Here is a 15,236-nt window from a genome sequence, read left to right on the forward strand (position 1 = left end):
ATCACGACCTCGTCGGCAGTGGGCGAAAGCGCAGTGCTGGTGGTGGCGGTGCTGGAAGCGGCGCTGCGGGAGCGGCCAGGTCATCGACGCCCCTGTCAGGGCGGCAGGGCTGGCGCTGACCGATATCACGCGCGACCATGACCGACTGACAGGCCATCCCTCGCGCTGGAATGCAGCGTTTACCCCTCATCGGTTCCAGCGTTGTCTGGCGCGAGCCGTACGAGATCAACAGGAGAATTTCGCTTGCCCGCCGTCACTTCATCATCGGACGAAGATGTCAATGCGTCCAATACGGCTGAGGTTCCCAGCCCTTACGCCGAGGAAGGCTTTCGTGTCGCCAGCCTGGCCGATGTCGCCTCGGAGCTTGCTGCCCGCCAGACCATGTCCCACGACGCGCTGGCCGCGCGAGGGCCGTGGCGAGGCTGGTTGGCGGAACTGGGCCCGCTTGAGATCCATGGGCGACCGGGGCGTGCCCTGCTGTTGCATGCGCATGGTGCCGGCGCCGGGCGTGAGACCGACTTCCATCAACAGTTCGGCGCTGCCTGCCTGATGCAGGACATGGCGTGGCTGGCATTCGATTTCGGCTATCTCGTCAGGATGCGCTGTGAAGGCCGTCGCCGACCCCCGCCCCGGCTGCCCGGGCTGATCGAGGAGATGGCGCGCTGGTGTCAGGCGCTGATGGCGTGTGTGGCGGCCGTCGACTCCTTGCGATCACTGCCCTGGCTGGTCGGCGGCAAGTCGATGGGCAGTCGTGTGGCCTCCCATCTGCTGGTGGAGTTGACCCGGGCGGCGCATGCGCCGTTGCCGGTCGGGTGGTACGCGCTGGGCTATCCGTTTCATCCCAAGGGCAAGCCCGACAAGTTGCGCATCGACCATCTGCCGGATATCCCGATGGCCGGTGTGATCTGTCAGGGCAGCCGCGATCCCTTCGGAACTCGCGAGGAAGTGACGGCATATCCGTTGCCGGAAAGCCTCACTTTGCTTTGGCTGAATGATGGCGAACATGATTTCAAGCCACGAAAAGCGAGTGGTGAGACGCGTGAAGGACTGATTTCGCGTGCGGCGCAGGCCTTGGCCAATCACCCGGCGCTGGGCGGAAAACGGCAGTGAATCGCCACCCTGCGAGGGGCATTACCCCTGGCCTTCGATGGCGACAGCGGCATGTCAGAATGATGACGCAACGCTGATGTTTACTGGCCTGCAGGCGATATGCAGTGGGAAAGTCCTGTCTTATCAATACTCTGTCGCGGACGATTGCTGAAATTGCGCGCAAAAAAAGTATTGACTCATGGGCCGGATTCCGTAGAATGCAGCGCCAACGAGACAGGGGTGGTTAGCTCAGTTGGTAGAGCACCAGCCTTACAAGCTGGGGGTCACTGGTTCGAACCCAGTACCACCCACCATTTGAAAAAAGTCATTGCTTTTCAAAGCGTTACTTGATTAAATGGCCTGGTTCGTTAGCAGAAGCAAGCGATTGTCGTGGACCGGTAGTTCAGTTGGTTAGAATGCCGGCCTGTCACGCCGGAGGTCGCGGGTTCGAGTCCCGTCCGGTCCGCCATTCTCGTTTGTCATGCGCCCGATGTTGAGTTGTTCTGAAGTGGACCGGTAGTTCAGTTGGTTAGAATGCCGGCCTGTCACGCCGGAGGTCGCGGGTTCGAGTCCCGTCCGGTCCGCCATCAGAATCGCGAGATATCACCGCTGCTTGCAGCAAAGATCGTTTGTGTTGGGTGATTAGCTCAGTTGGTTAGAGCACAAGCTTCACATGCTTGGGGTCACTGGTTCGAATCCAGTATCACCCACCAATGCGGACCGGTAGTTCAGTTGGTTAGAATGCCGGCCTGTCACGCCGGAGGTCGCGGGTTCGAGTCCCGTCCGGTCCGCCATTCGATCTCATAGAATTCGTGAAACCCGAGCTTTCGAGCTCGGGTTTTTGCGTTTCTGGCTGTCGGAAAGTCTTCTGTACTGGCCCGGCCCGCTTGTCTCCCTGCCCTTGCCTCTTTCCTCTCTCTCTTCTCTTCTCTCTTCTCGACCTGGCCATGCTCCAGGCTTGTCGGCCTTCCCTGGGCACATCACGACATTTCGCTCTTTCCCGTTGATGGGTGTCCTGCGCGGTTGCTCACCTCTCTGATGTCATCACTGATGTCATCACTGATGTCATTCGCAATGTGGCCTTTGGGAGTATTGAGCCCATGGCGCGATGCTCTACACTGGGATCACTCGTTTCATACGACCGTTTGCCACCTGTCATCAGTCGTTGATGTCCTGACAACCTGTTACTGACGACCATGACTGAGTGAGTGTTGCTGATGAGAGTGGCGGCGGCGCGCTATAACAATGATTGTCCGAGGTGCTCGAGACAGCCAAGGAGAGACCGCAATGACTGCCTATCCGAATATCTTCCGTCCGCTGACGTTGGGCCACATCACGCTCAAGAACCGTGTGCTGATGGGCTCTATGCATACGGGGCTTGAGGAGACTCCCGATGGCTTCGGGCGCCTGGCGGCGTTCTATCGTGAGCGCGCGCGCCATGGGGTGGCGCTGATCGTCACGGGCGGTATCGCGCCGAACGCGGAAGGGGCTGTCATGCAGGGGGCCGCGAAGCTGACCACCCCGGAGGAGGCGGAGCACCATCGCGAGGTCACCGAGGCGGTGCACGCCGAGGATGGACGCATCTGTCTGCAGATTCTGCATGCGGGGCGCTATGCCTACTCGCCGGATCAGGTCGCGCCCTCGGCGATTCAGGCGCCGATCAACCCCTTCACGCCACGCGCGCTGAGCACGTCAGAGGTCAAGGAGCAGATCGCTGACTACGTGCGCTGCGCCAGCCTGGCCCGCGAGGCCGGCTATGACGGCGTCGAGGTGATGGGCTCGGAAGGCTATTTCATCAACCAGTTCATCTGTCGGCGCACCAATCAGCGCGAGGATGAGTACGGTGGCAGCTTCGAGAATCGCATCCGCCTGGCGGTGGAGATCGTCGCCGGTATCCGTGCCGCGCTGGGCGAGGACTTCCTGATCATCTACCGCCTCTCGATGCTGGATCTGGTCGATGAGGGCAGCACCTGGGAGGAAGTGGTCGCGCTCGGCAAGGCCATCGAGGCGGCAGGGGCGAGCCTGATCAATACCGGCATCGGCTGGCATGAGGCGCGTGTGCCGACCATCGTCACCAGCGTGCCGCGCGCTGTCTTCACGGGGCTGACCCAGCGCATGAAGCAGGAGCTCAGCCTGCCGCTGATCACCACCAATCGCATCAACATGCCCGAGGTTGCCGAGTCGGTGCTGGCCGAGGGCCATGCCGACATGGTGTCGATGGCGCGGCCGTTCCTGGCGGACCCGCAATGGGTCAGCAAGGCCCTGGCGGACGATGCTGCCATCATCAATACCTGCATCGCCTGCAATCAGGCGTGTCTCGATCACACCTTCCAGATGAAGCTGACCTCGTGCCTGGTCAATCCGCGCGCCTGTCATGAAACCGAGATGGTGATCGAGCCTGCGCGACATGAGCGCCGCGTGGCAGTGGTGGGTGCAGGGCCGGCGGGACTGTCTGCCGCCGTGACGGCGGCCGAGCGTGGTCACGAGGTGGTGCTGTTCGAGGCGCAGTCCGAGGTGGGTGGCCAGTTCAATTTCGCGCGTCGCATTCCCGGCAAGGAAGAGTTCGACGAGACACTGCGCTACTTCAACGAGAAGCTGGTGCGTTGTGGGGTCGAGGTGCGTCTCAATACCCGCGCCACCGCCGAGATGCTGGCGGAATTCGATGCCGTGATTCTGGCCTCGGGGGTGAAGGCGCGGACGCCGGATATCGAGGGTGTCGAAGCCGGTATCGAGCGGGGGCAGGTGCTCAGCTATGCCGAGGCGATCAGTGCGCCGGAGCGGGTCGGGCGGCGCGTGGCGTTGATCGGAGCTGGCGGGATCGGCTTCGATGTCGCGGAGCTGATGACTCACGTCGAGCCGTCGCCCTCGCTGGATGGTGAGCTGTGGTGCGAAGAGTGGGGGGTGGATCTCTCGGTCAGCACGCCTGGCGGCCTCAAGGCACCCGTGGTGCCGCAGGCGCCTCGTGAGGTGTGGCTGCTGCAGCGCAAGACCTCCAAGCCCGGCAAGGGGCTGGGCAAGACCACTGGCTGGGTGCATCGCGCGACCCTCAAGCAGCGTGGCGTCAAGATGGTCGCCGGCTGTGAGTATCGCTCGATCGACAGCGAAGGCCTGACCGTCAGCCTCAATGGCGAAGAGCAGCATCTGGCGCTGGACAGCATCGTGCTGTGCGCCGGGCAGGATTCGGTGCTGGAACTCAAGGCGCCTCTGGAGGCGGCGGGGGTGGAGCTGCACATCATCGGTGGCGCCGACAAGGCGGCAGAGCTGGATGCCAAGCGCGCGATCGCGCAGGGCACCATGGCGGCCGCTGCCCTTTGAGTTGACCGCGATCACGCATGGGGATATTCAGCGTTGAGCTGAGCCTGACCACTGCCTAGACTGATGGAAGCCACCGCGGACGCCGTGCCTTTGCTGCATGTGCCTCCGTGGTGGCTTTGTCGTCTTCAGAGTTTGCCTCGGGCGCCGCGCCAGCGGCTCGATGCGCTCTGATCTCTGCCTTGCCGCCACGATGGGATCTGCTCATGTCACCGCACGCTGCCGCCTCACGCCATGCCACCGCTGAGGCTCTGATGCCGGACACCGAGGACAGTCCTTTGCCGCCACACAGGGAGGATGCTCGGGCTTCATCATCGCTGGCCGCCTCCCCGCCGGTAGCCGAGACACTGGACAGCCTGCTGGATCTCTTCACGCCCCCAGCGGTCGAGCGCCTGGCGTGGCCGCTGGCCGATGAGGCCGGTGTGATCGTCGAGTGCCTGCGCGCCGACACGCTGGACAGCGAGATTTCCGGCAACAAGGCCTGGAAGTTGCGCCTGCCGCTGGCCAGGGCGTTGAGCGAGAAGCGGGGCATCATCAGCTGTGGGGGTGGTTGGTCGAACCATCTGCATGCGCTGGCGGCGGCGGGGGCCAGATTGGGCATCGAGACACATGGCCTGGTGCGCGGGCATCCCGAAGCGCCGCTGACGCCCACGCTCGCCGATGCGCGCGACAATGGCATGCGCTTGAGTTTCGTCTCGCGAGCCGAGTACCGGCAGCGCGACCAGCCTGATTTTGCCAGGCGCCATGGCGAGGGGGTATGGATTCCCGAGGGTGGCGGTTGCGTGGAAGGCGTCGCCGGGCTGGCACCGTTGGCTCAGGCGCTGGCCGAGCCGGTGCCGGGCGAATCTGCGCCGCAGCTGGTGCTGCTGGCCTGTGGCAGCGGCACGACGCTTGCCGGGGTGCTGAGTGCGCTGGGCGAGCGCGATGGGCTGCGGGTCATCGGGGTGCCGACCATGAATCATGGCGATCAGCTCTACCATCGGGTGCGTCGCCTGCTGGCAGAGAGTGGTGGCAGCCAGCAGAAGACGCCGGAGTGGGGCCTGTGGCTGGGAGCGCAGGCCGGCGGCTTTGCCAAGGCGCCTGACTGGTTGATCCAGTTCATTCAGCGCTTCGAGGCCGAGACCGGCGTTGCGGTGGAGCCGGTCTACACCGCCAAGCTGTTCGCGGCGCTGGCGCACCATCTGGCCAATGGTCTGATCGCACGCGGTACGCGCATTCGCGTGCTGCACAGCGGGGGCTTGCAGGGGCGGCGAGGGTATCCGGCGTTGCAGGCCATCTGAGGGTGCTGGCGAGGCGAGTGTCATCTGGCTCGTCCCCTCCCGCGAGGCGCCATCCGGTGGCTTGCGTGCAGCCTTCACCTGCCACTGGCGGCGGCGTGCAGCGCTGTTATGATGGAGTTTCTGCAGCGGCTCCTGCCATCCGGGAGCCGTGTCTGTTTCACCGGACAGGGTGACCCCCTGTCCCGCTCTGGAAATTCCCATGACGACTGACGCCATTGCCCCGACCCCCGCTGCGACCTCTGCTGCCGATGAAGCGTGCACTTCACGCTTTCTGGCCAGTGACAACACGTCCGGTATCTGTCCCGAGGCGATGGCGTACATGATGCAGGCCAATCGTGATGACGATCTCGCCTACGGCAATGACCGCTGGACACAGCAGGTCACCGACAGCTTCCGTCAGCTGTTCGAGACCGAGTGCGAGGTGTTCTTCGTCTTCAATGGCACCGCCGCCAACTCCCTGTCGCTGGCCCACCTGTGCCAGTCCTACCACAGTGTCATCTGTCACGAACTGGCCCATATCGAGACCGATGAATGCGGTGGGCCGGAGTTCTTCTCCAACGGGTCCAAGTTGCTCAACGCGCCGGGCCCCGACGGCAAGCTGACGCCGGAAGGCATCGAGCAGCTGGTCACCAAGCGCAGCGATATCCACTATCCGCGTCCGCGCGTGATCTCCCTGACCCAGTGCACCGAGGTCGGCACCGTCTACAGCCTGGAAGAGCTGCAGGCGATTCGTGAAGTGGCGGACCGTCATGATCTGCAGATCCATATGGATGGTGCCCGTTTCGCCAATGCCTGCGCCGCGCTGGGTGTCTCGCCGGCCGAGCTGACCTGGAAGGCGGGCGTGGACGTGCTGTGCTTCTCCGGCACCAAGAATGGTCTGGCCATGGGGGAGGCGGTGATCTTCTTCGATCGCAAGCTGGCACGCGATTTCGATTACCGCTGCAAGCAGGCCGGTCAGCTGGCCTCCAAGATGCGCTTCATCGCGGCGCCCTGGATGGGGCTGCTGGAAAATGATGTCTGGCTGAAAAATGCCCGCCATGCGAACGGCATGGCGCAGTATCTGGCCGAGCGTCTCGAGGCGCTGGAGGGCATCGAGCTGCTGTTCCCCAGCGAGGCCAACAGCGTGTTCGCCAGCTTCCCCGAGCATGTGCTGGCGGCGCTGCGTGAGCGTGGCTGGACCTTCTATACCTTCATCGGTGCGGGTGGCGCGCGCTTCGTCTGCTCCTGGAATACCACCACCGAGTTGCTCGATGCCCTGCTCAAGGATATTCGCGACGTGCTGTGAGTCTCTTGATTCAGGCAGTCCCGAAGGCGTGACCGCCTCCCTCGAGATCCTCATCGCCCCGGCGGTGGGGATTTTTTTGTGGCCGGTTGTCCGGTCTTGTCAACGTCATGCGTGATTGAGGCAAGAGTCTGATTAGGTTGGTAGCCACTTCGTCGCCAGTCGTTGTTTTCATGGTCTTTATGGCGAATCAGGAGGCTTTATGAAGCGTGGCGGAGGCGGTCGGGTGTGAGGTGTGGGCGCGGCCATTCTTGCTCGACTGGCTGGTATGCAGTGTCGCCTGGTCGTGAGCGTGACTGGCGTCAACCGTCAGTCTGTTCCTATGCTCAAGGTGTGCTGCGGTGCAACATGACATGAGTGAATCACCCGCGACAGTAGAAGCATTGGTCGAGTTTTCGCGTCTTTCGAAGCTTTCTTCAACGCGTTGTCAGGGACGTTCAGGCGCCATCGTAGTGTCTGCTGACCCACTGGTTGCCGTAGATCCTGCGGTGCTTGGCAGAACTGGCTCCGCCGGCGGAAAGTTCGTTGAATGCATTCATTCACTGTATTGGACACCAGCACCCTATATCGACCTATGCTGATAAACACGCCGAGGCAGTCGTCCTGCGTACGCTATCCAGGCTGAGCGGACGAACGAATCTTGCGGTCTTACCTGAGTGGGCCCGGCGATGGTCCCAGCGACTGATGTCGCGACAAGGAGGCTTCCATGAGCATCTTCGATCACGTGCAGAGCCGCTACGAGCGGATTCAGCAAGAAGAGATGAGTCTCCAGGAGTACCTGGAGTTGTGCCGGCAGGACACTACTGCCTACGCCAGCGCTGCCGAGCGCATGCTGGCGGCCATCGGTGAACCGGAGGTCATCGATACCGCCAAGGACCCCAGTCTTTCCCGTATCTTTTCCAACAAGCTGATCCGCCGTTATCCAAGCTTTGCCGAGTTCTATGGCATGGAAGAGGCTATCGAGCAGATCGTTTCCTACTTCCGGCATGCGGCGCAGGGACTGGAGGAGCGCAAGCAGATCCTGTATCTGCTCGGCCCGGTGGGCGGCGGCAAGTCGTCTCTGGCGGAGCGTCTCAAGCTGCTGATGGAGCAGATTCCCTTCTATGCCATCAAGGGCTCGCCGGTCTTCGAGTCTCCGCTGGGGCTGTTCTCGCCGGAGGAAGATGGCGAGCTGATCGAGAAGGAGTACGGCATTCCCCAGCGCTGCATGCGCAGTGCCATGTCGCCGTGGGCCGCCAAGCGCCTCAAGGAATATGGCGGCGATATCAGCAAGTTCCGCGTGGTCAAACTCTACCCCTCGCGCCTCAATCAGATCGGTATCTCCAAGACCGAGCCGGGCGATGACAACAACCAGGACATTTCCGCGCTGGTCGGCAAGGTCGATATCCGTCAGCTGGAGCTCTATGCCCAGGACGACCCGGATGCCTACAGCTTCTCCGGCGGGCTGTGCAAGGCCAACCAAGGGCTGATGGAATTCGTCGAGATGTTCAAGGCGCCGATCAAGGTGCTGCATCCGCTGCTGACCGCGACCCAGGAGGGCAATTACAACCCGACGGAAGGCATGGGTGCGATTCCCTTCGATGGCGTGGTGCTGGCGCACTCCAACGAGAGCGAGTGGCAGGCATTTCGCAACAACCGCAACAACGAGGCCTTCCTCGATCGCGTCTATATCGTCAAGGTGCCTTACTGCCTGCGCGCCTCCGAGGAGGTCAAGATCTACGCCAAGCTGCTGGAGCATTCGTCGCTGAACCAGGCGCCCTGTGCTCCGGATACGCTGCGCATGCTGTCCCAGTTCATCGTGCTGTCGCGTCTGCGTGAGCCGGAGAATTCCAGCGTCTATTCGAAGATGCGCATCTATGACGGCGAGAACCTCAAGGATACCGATCCGCGCGCCAAGTCGATCCAGGAATACCGCGACAGCGCCGGTGTCGACGAGGGGATGGATGGGCTCTCGACACGCTTTGCCTTCAAGATTCTCTCCAAGGTCTTCAACTTCGATGCCAGTGAGGTCGCGGCCAATCCGGTCCATCTGCTCTACGTGCTGGAGCAGCGCCTCGATCAGGAGCAGTTGCCCAAGGAAACCCACGAGCGCTACCTGCGATATATCAAGGAATACCTGGCGCCCCGCTACGTCGATTTCATCGGCAAGGAGATCCAGACCGCCTATCTCGAGTCCTATTCCGAGTATGGGCAGAACATCTTCGATCGCTATGTGACCTATGCCGACTTCTGGATCCAGGAGCAGGAGTATCGCGATCCCGAGACCGGCGAACTGCTGGACCGTCAGTCACTCAACGAGGAGCTGGAGAAGATCGAGAAGCCCGCGGGCATCTCCAACCCGAAGGATTTCCGTCACGAGGTGGTCAACTTCGTGCTGCGCGCACGGGCGCAGAACAACGGTACCAACCCGAGCTGGCAGTCCTACGAGAAGCTGCGTGCGGTGATCGAGAAGAAGATGTTCGCCAATACCGAAGAGCTGCTGCCGGTCATCTCCTTCAATGCCAAGGCCTCGGCATCCGACCAGCGCAAGCACGAGGACTTCGTGGCGCGCATGGTGGATCGCGGCTACACCGAGAAGCAGGTGCGTCTGTTGTCCGAATGGTATCTGCGCGTACGCAAGTCGCAGTAAGCCCTGCCGACTGACGACAGGCCTGCCGGCGGGCACGATTGCCGCCGGCACTTGCCATCCGGCCATCCGCTGAGGGCGGGGCCGGCAAGGAGGGCGAATGAGTTATTTCATTGATCGACGCAGCAATGCACGCAACAAGAGTGCAGTGAATCGACAGCGCTTCATTCGGCGCTATCGCAGTCATATCAAGCGGGCGGTGGAGGATGCCGTCAATCGGCGCTCCATCACCGACATGGAGCGCGGCGAGGAAGTTTCCATTCCGACGCGTGACATTTCCGAGCCGGTCTTCCAGCACGGGCAGGGCGGCAAGCGGCGTGTGATCAATCCCGGCAACAAGGAATTTGTCGAAGGGGACCGCATGCGCCGTCCCAGTGGCGGTGGTGGGGGAGGCGGCAGTGGCGAGGGCCAGGCCTCCAATCAGGGCGAGGGGGAAGACGACTTTGCCTTCACCCTGTCGCGTGAGGAATTTCTCGAGTTCGTCTTCGACGGGCTGGAACTGCCGCATCTGGAGCGCAAGCAGATCGCGGACATGGAAGAGGTGCGCCCGGTGCGCGCGGGGATCGCGCGTGACGGCACACCGGCACGTATCAACATCGTGCGCTCGATGCGCTCGGCACAGGCGCGGCGCATCGCGATGCGTTCCCCGATCAAGCGGGCGCTGAAGGAAGCTGTCGAAGCGCTGGAGCAGGAGGAGCGCAAGGACCCGGTGCTGCGCAACAAGGTGCGCATCAGTGAGCTCAAGGCGGAAATCGAGCGGCTCGAGGCGCGCCTCAAGGCGGTGCCGTTCCTCGATACCTATGATCTGCGCTACAACCACCTCATCAATCAGCCGATGCCGTCCAACAAGGCGGTGATGTTCTGCGTGATGGATGTCTCGGGGTCGATGACCCAGGCGCACAAGGACATCGGCAAGCGTTTCTTCCTGTTGCTGTATCTGTTTCTGGAGCGCAACTATGAGAAGGTCGAGCTGGTCTTCATCCGTCACCACACCGCTGCCAAGGAGGTCGACGAGGAGGAGTTCTTCTACTCCCGCGAGACCGGCGGCACCATCGTGTCCAGTGCCCTCACGCTGCTCGATGAGGTGATCGAATCGCGCTATCCGGCCGGTGAGTGGAATCTCTACGTGGCGCAGGCCTCGGATGGCGACAACTGGGACGACGATTCCACCAACTGTCGCGAACTGATGATCAAGAAGCTGATGCCGCGCCTGCAGTACTACGCCTATGTGGAGATCACGCCGCATGCCCATCAGGCGCTATGGGAGGAGTACGAGCGGGTCGAGGCGGAATTTCCGGAACGCTTTGCCATGCAGCAGATCGTCGAGGCAGGCGATATCTACCCGGTATTCCGCGAGCTGTTCAAGCGCCGCATCAGCGCCTGATCACATCATGCGACGTGCCCGGCAGTTGTGCCGGGCCAGGAGGCCTCATGAGTCATGGTCTTGATGGCGGTCTTGATGACCGAATGAGCAAGCGCATCGATAGCCGGCTCGAAGACACCCAGCCGGCCAGCGGGTCGGATTGGACCTTCGAATTGCTCGAGCATTTCGAAAGCGAGATCGCGCGCATCGCCGCGCAGTACAAGCTGGATATCTACCCCAACCAGATCGAGGTGATCACGTCCGAGCAGATGATGGATGCCTACGCCAGCATCGGCATGCCGGTCGGCTACCATCACTGGTCGTTCGGCAAGCAGTTCCTGTCGGTGGAGCAGGCGTATCGGCGGGGGCAGATGGGGCTGGCCTATGAGCTGGTGATCAACTCCGACCCGTGCATCGCCTATCTGATGGAAGAGAACACCCTGATGATGCAGATTCTGGTCATGGCGCACGCCTGCTATGGCCACAACAGCTTCTTCAAGGGCAATTATCTGTTCCGCACCTGGACGGATGCCTCGGCGATCATCGACTACCTCGTCTTCGCGCGGAAATACGTGTCTGAGTGCGAGGAGCGTCACGGCGTGGACGCTGTCGAGCAGCTGCTCGACGCCTGCCATGCGCTGCAGAACTATGGCGTGGATCGCTACAAGCGTCCTTCAGCCATCTCGCCGGAGGAGGAGGTCCAGCGTCAGCAGGAGCGTGAGGCCTATCTGCAGGCCCAGGTGAATGCGCTGTGGACCACGATTCCCCAGGCGGGCGAAGAGGATGAGGTGGTCGATGAGGTCAATGACCCCCTCGGTCTGCATCGCCGCGGCCGCTATCCGCCGGAGCCGCAGGAGAACCTGCTCTATTTCATCGAGAAGAATGCCCCGTTGCTGGAGCCCTGGCAGCGCGAGCTGGTGCGTATCGTGCGCAAGCTGGCGCAGTACTTCTACCCGCAGCGCCAGACGCAGGTGATGAACGAGGGCTGGGCATGTTTCTGGCACTACACCATCATGAATCAGCTCTACGATGAGGGGGTGATCGGCGAGGGCGTGATTCTCGAGTTCCTGCAGTCGCATACCTCGGTGGTGCAGCAGCCCGGCTTCGATCACCCGCACTACAACGGCATCAACCCCTATGCGCTGGGCTTCGCGATGTTTACCGATATCAAGCGTATCTGTGAGCACCCCGACGATGAGGATCGTGAGTGGTTCCCGGATATCGCCGGCAGCGATTGGTTGGAAACGGTGCACTTCGCGATGCGCAACTTCAAGGATGAGTCCTTCATCCAGCAATTCCTGTCGCCCAAGGTGATCCGGGATCTCAAGCTGTTCTCGCTGGTCGATGACGACAGCGATGAGCATCTCGTCATCGACGCCATTCACGACAGTCGTGGTTACAAGCGCATTCGTGAGGCGCTGTGCGTACAGTACGCACTGAGCCACCGTGAGCCGAATATCCAGGTGTGGGCCGCCAACATTCGCGGTGATCGCTCGCTGACCCTGCGCCATGTGCAGGATGATCGGCGCCCGCTGGCGCGCAGCGTCTACCCCGTGATGCGCTATCTGCATCAGCTGTGGGGCTTCCCTGTCCATCTGGAGTCGATGGAGAACGATGAGGTGGCAAGGCGCTACCAGTGGCCACTGCCGGAGGACGCCAATTCCGGCTGACAGGGCGTCAGGTGACGCTCATGGCGGATCGAGGGGGGGGCGAGGGATGCCAGCCCTGACCGGCGCGCAATCGGCATAAGGCAGGCATGAAAAAACCGCCGTGAGGTCACCCTCGCGGCGGTTTTCTTGTCTCAATCGGCTCTCGTGTTCATGCTCGTGTTCTCAGCCAGAGGGTTCCGGTTGCGCACCTCAGGCCGGGCGCTTGGTCCAGGACTGACACCAGCCCTTCGGCTCGACGCTATGGCTTGGGAAAAGCTGGCAGCCTTCGTTCTCGGGCTTGTAGAACATGCAGTTGGCGCAGTCCGAACCCGGCTTGAAGGCGGGGTGGTCCTTGGCTTCACTGGCGACTTCCACGTAGTTGAGCGCCTTGGCTTGCGGATTGGAGTTATCCAGTCGCGGCAGGTCGGCGGCAAGGGCGCGGGGTGAGAGTATGGCGGCGCCCAGCGGCAGGGCAGCGAGCCCCAGCAGGCTGTTGCACATGAAGTTACGGCGGCTCTGATTGGCCATGGTCGGATTCCTTCTCATCAATGGAGCACAACCGTCGGGATGTGCTGCGGTCACGGCTCGCCTGTCAGGAGGCGCTTGCATGTCAGTCGTTGCAATGTCGCGGGTGCCACCGGTGCCTTGATGGGCACTCTGTGTGGCATTGCTGACCGCTTGCTGGCATTCATGGATGCAGGTGGCATGCCAGATGCTGAACATGTGGTCAGGTTCTGCGCCATCGGTGTGCGGGCAGATTTGTCAGGAGGTCTCTGCTCGCCGATGGTGCATCAGCGGGTGCTACCTGCTTATTGTGGCTTGAGTTGGGGCAACCGTCAGCCTCGCTGGCAGAACTCTGCCATGATGGAATCGACGCAGGAACGTGAATGGCGTCGCTGTCGCCCGCGAGCCATGGCGAAATGATGGATGCATGCCTTGCCGAGGTAACTGCAACGACAAGAAGGAAATGGCGGGATGCTGGATGTGATGGACGATATTCGCTCGGCCGGCCGCAAGCTGTGGCGGGGCTTCGGGGTCAGCGTGGTGTTTGCACTGGTAGGGGGTGGGCTCTGGTGGTGGCAGGAGCGCGACTACCAGCAGTTCTACGTCTGGCAGGGCGTGCCGCAGGCGCGTGCACTGGATTGGAAGACGCTGGCGCGCGGCTTGCGCAGCGATGCTTATCTGGTGGGCTGGTCTGATCTGCGCGCCAACCCGTTGTGGGTGACATGGCGACTCGAGAATACTCAAGGGTCGCGGCTGGGGGAGCGTCCTGACGAGTTCGAGCGCGACTGGCGCTCTCTATGGCCCGTCACGCCGGATAGCTATCGCAACAGTGGCTACGACCGTGGGCACCTGGCGCCCAACTACGCCATCGGCAAGATCTACGGCGTCAAGGCGCAGCATCAGACCTTCCGCATGACGAATATCTCGCCACAGACACCCGCGCTCAACCGCAAGCTCTGGCAACGGCTGGAAGCCGCCATCATGGACAGCATCCTGCCGCGCGAAGGCGCGCTGTGGATCACGGCAGGACCGGTCTTCAGCGGCAGTATCGAGCGGCTGCCCAATCTGATCGAGATTCCCGATGCCTTCTACAAGATCATCATCTCGCCCGGCTCGGGTCGGCAGGCACCACGTGCGCTGGCATTTCTCTTTCCGCAGCAGGTGAGGGGCGATGAGCCGCTGGATCGTTTTCTGGTCAGCATCGATCGCATCGAGTCTCTGACAGGGCTGGATTTCTTCCATGAGCTCCCCGATGACGTCGAGCAGCGCCTCGAGGCGCAGGTCGCGCGCGATGGCTAGCAGGTCGACAGTTTCAGTCGAATGCCATCACGTTATTGAGCGCACAGCCAAGGCCCGACTGACAGGAACGTACTGAAGCAGTTCGGCGGACAGGTGCCGACTGAAGGGGTGCAGCTGAAAAGAGTTATCCACAATGCCAGGCGTAGTAATGGGTGTGGACAAGTTGCGCATGAGGAGGGCGGTATTTTCTTCGCGACATGCGAAAGACAACGCAGGGCGCTGTGGGTCTGGGCAAAACAAGAGGGTAAGTCAGTCAGGATATTGCGAGGGGGAGTATCGCGATGTGAGCAGCAGGCGCTGCGAGGATGCATCGGATATCAACTTGATGGTGCCCAGAAGAGGACTTGAACCTCCACGTCCATACGGACACTAGCACCTGAAGCTAGCGCGTCTACCAATTCCGCCATCTGGGCATCAAGTTGTGTGCTGAAGTCTCAAGAGCTGAGTCTTGCAGCTGAACGAGCATGAAATCCTTGGTAGTGGATGCCATGTTCCCTGTTCGAGTGCGCATCGTGGTGCCCAGAAGAGGACTTGAACCTCCACATCCTTACGGATACTAGCACCTGAAGCTAGCGCGTCTACCAATTCCGCCATCTGGGCGAAGCGCGATACAGGGGTCGTTCGTTGTGAGTCTGACGTCCGTGGTGCCCAGGAGAGGACTTGAACCTCCACATCCTTACGGATACTAGCACCTGAAGCTAGCGCGTCTACCAATTCCGCCACCTGGGCAGACATCAGAACTCGTTTCGGTCCGCAGACCCGGATCAGCAGTCAAGTTGTTGAAACTTAGATGCTTTACCCGTTTTCTGGTATCCATCTTAACGTGTGTCAC

At 61.6% G+C, this 15,236-nt stretch carries 9 protein-coding genes and 8 tRNA genes; 13 read left to right on the plus strand and 4 right to left on the minus strand.

From position 1 onward, the window contains the following. The first annotated feature begins 243 nt into the window (after positions 1–243). The 12 genes from QD356_RS10415 to QD356_RS10470 all read left to right on the plus strand — a co-directional run bounded on the left by QD356_RS10415 (position 244) and on the right by QD356_RS10470 (position 12,622). Positions 244–1,110: an alpha/beta family hydrolase gene (locus QD356_RS10415; protein ID WP_192838649.1), complete on the plus strand. Its 867-nt coding sequence runs from the start codon at positions 244–246 to the stop codon at positions 1,108–1,110. A 217-nt stretch (positions 1,111–1,327) separates the two neighbouring features. Next, positions 1,328–1,403, plus strand: a tRNA-Val gene (locus tag QD356_RS10420). Positions 1,404–1,481: 78 nt separating this feature from the next. Beyond that, a tRNA-Asp gene (locus QD356_RS10425) sits at positions 1,482–1,558 on the plus strand. 41 nt (positions 1,559–1,599) lie between these two features. Continuing rightward, positions 1,600–1,676: transfer RNA gene (locus QD356_RS10430), tRNA-Asp, on the plus strand. Positions 1,677–1,725: 49 nt separating this feature from the next. Continuing rightward, positions 1,726–1,802 (plus strand) — tRNA-Val (locus tag QD356_RS10435). Between the two features lie 4 nt (positions 1,803–1,806). Next, positions 1,807–1,883: transfer RNA gene (locus QD356_RS10440), tRNA-Asp, on the plus strand. A gap of 493 nt (positions 1,884–2,376) precedes the next feature. Next, positions 2,377–4,404: an NADPH-dependent 2,4-dienoyl-CoA reductase gene (locus QD356_RS10445; RefSeq protein WP_192838648.1), complete on the plus strand. Its 2,028-nt coding sequence runs from the start codon at positions 2,377–2,379 to the stop codon at positions 4,402–4,404. A gap of 203 nt (positions 4,405–4,607) precedes the next feature. Then, a complete protein-coding gene (locus tag QD356_RS10450; protein ID WP_192838647.1) occupies positions 4,608–5,681 on the plus strand; it encodes a pyridoxal-phosphate dependent enzyme in 1,074 nt (357 codons plus the stop codon). Positions 5,682–5,880: 199 nt separating this feature from the next. Next, complete coding sequence (locus QD356_RS10455) at positions 5,881–6,966, plus strand: low specificity L-threonine aldolase (protein WP_192838646.1); 1,086 nt, start codon at positions 5,881–5,883, stop codon at positions 6,964–6,966. Positions 6,967–7,669: 703 nt separating this feature from the next. Further along, entirely contained in the window at positions 7,670–9,592 is a 1,923-nt protein-coding gene (locus QD356_RS10460) for a PrkA family serine protein kinase (protein ID WP_043334761.1), read from the plus strand. Between the two features lie 97 nt (positions 9,593–9,689). Then, the gene (locus tag QD356_RS10465) at positions 9,690–10,973 is read left to right on the plus strand and encodes a YeaH/YhbH family protein (protein ID WP_043334759.1); all 1,284 of its coding nucleotides are present in this window, start codon (positions 9,690–9,692) and stop codon (positions 10,971–10,973) included. Positions 10,974–11,056: 83 nt separating this feature from the next. Then, positions 11,057–12,622, plus strand: coding sequence for a SpoVR family protein (locus QD356_RS10470; RefSeq protein WP_192838734.1), 1,566 nt, complete (start codon positions 11,057–11,059; stop codon positions 12,620–12,622). A gap of 189 nt (positions 12,623–12,811) precedes the next feature. Here QD356_RS10470 and QD356_RS10475 read toward each other — a convergent pair whose 3' ends face one another. Next, positions 12,812–13,129, minus strand: a complete 318-nt coding sequence (locus tag QD356_RS10475; protein ID WP_192838645.1) for a high-potential iron-sulfur protein — start codon at positions 13,127–13,129, stop codon at positions 12,812–12,814. 447 nt (positions 13,130–13,576) lie between these two features. Here QD356_RS10475 and QD356_RS10480 point away from each other — a divergent pair, with 447 nt between their 5' ends. Continuing rightward, a complete protein-coding gene (locus QD356_RS10480; protein ID WP_225996525.1) occupies positions 13,577–14,404 on the plus strand; it encodes a DNA/RNA non-specific endonuclease in 828 nt (275 codons plus the stop codon). 326 nt (positions 14,405–14,730) lie between these two features. Here the strand turns inward: QD356_RS10480 and QD356_RS10485 are convergent. From QD356_RS10485 to QD356_RS10495, 3 genes are all read right to left on the minus strand, one after another. Further along, positions 14,731–14,817 (minus strand) — tRNA-Leu (locus QD356_RS10485). Between the two features lie 100 nt (positions 14,818–14,917). Beyond that, positions 14,918–15,004: transfer RNA gene (locus tag QD356_RS10490), tRNA-Leu, on the minus strand. 42 nt (positions 15,005–15,046) lie between these two features. Next, positions 15,047–15,133: transfer RNA gene (locus tag QD356_RS10495), tRNA-Leu, on the minus strand. Positions 15,134–15,236 lie beyond the last annotated feature (103 nt).

It is taken from the genome of Cobetia sp. 2AS, from assembly GCF_029846355.1.
GTDB classification, from domain to species: domain Bacteria; phylum Pseudomonadota; class Gammaproteobacteria; order Pseudomonadales; family Halomonadaceae; genus Cobetia; species Cobetia amphilecti.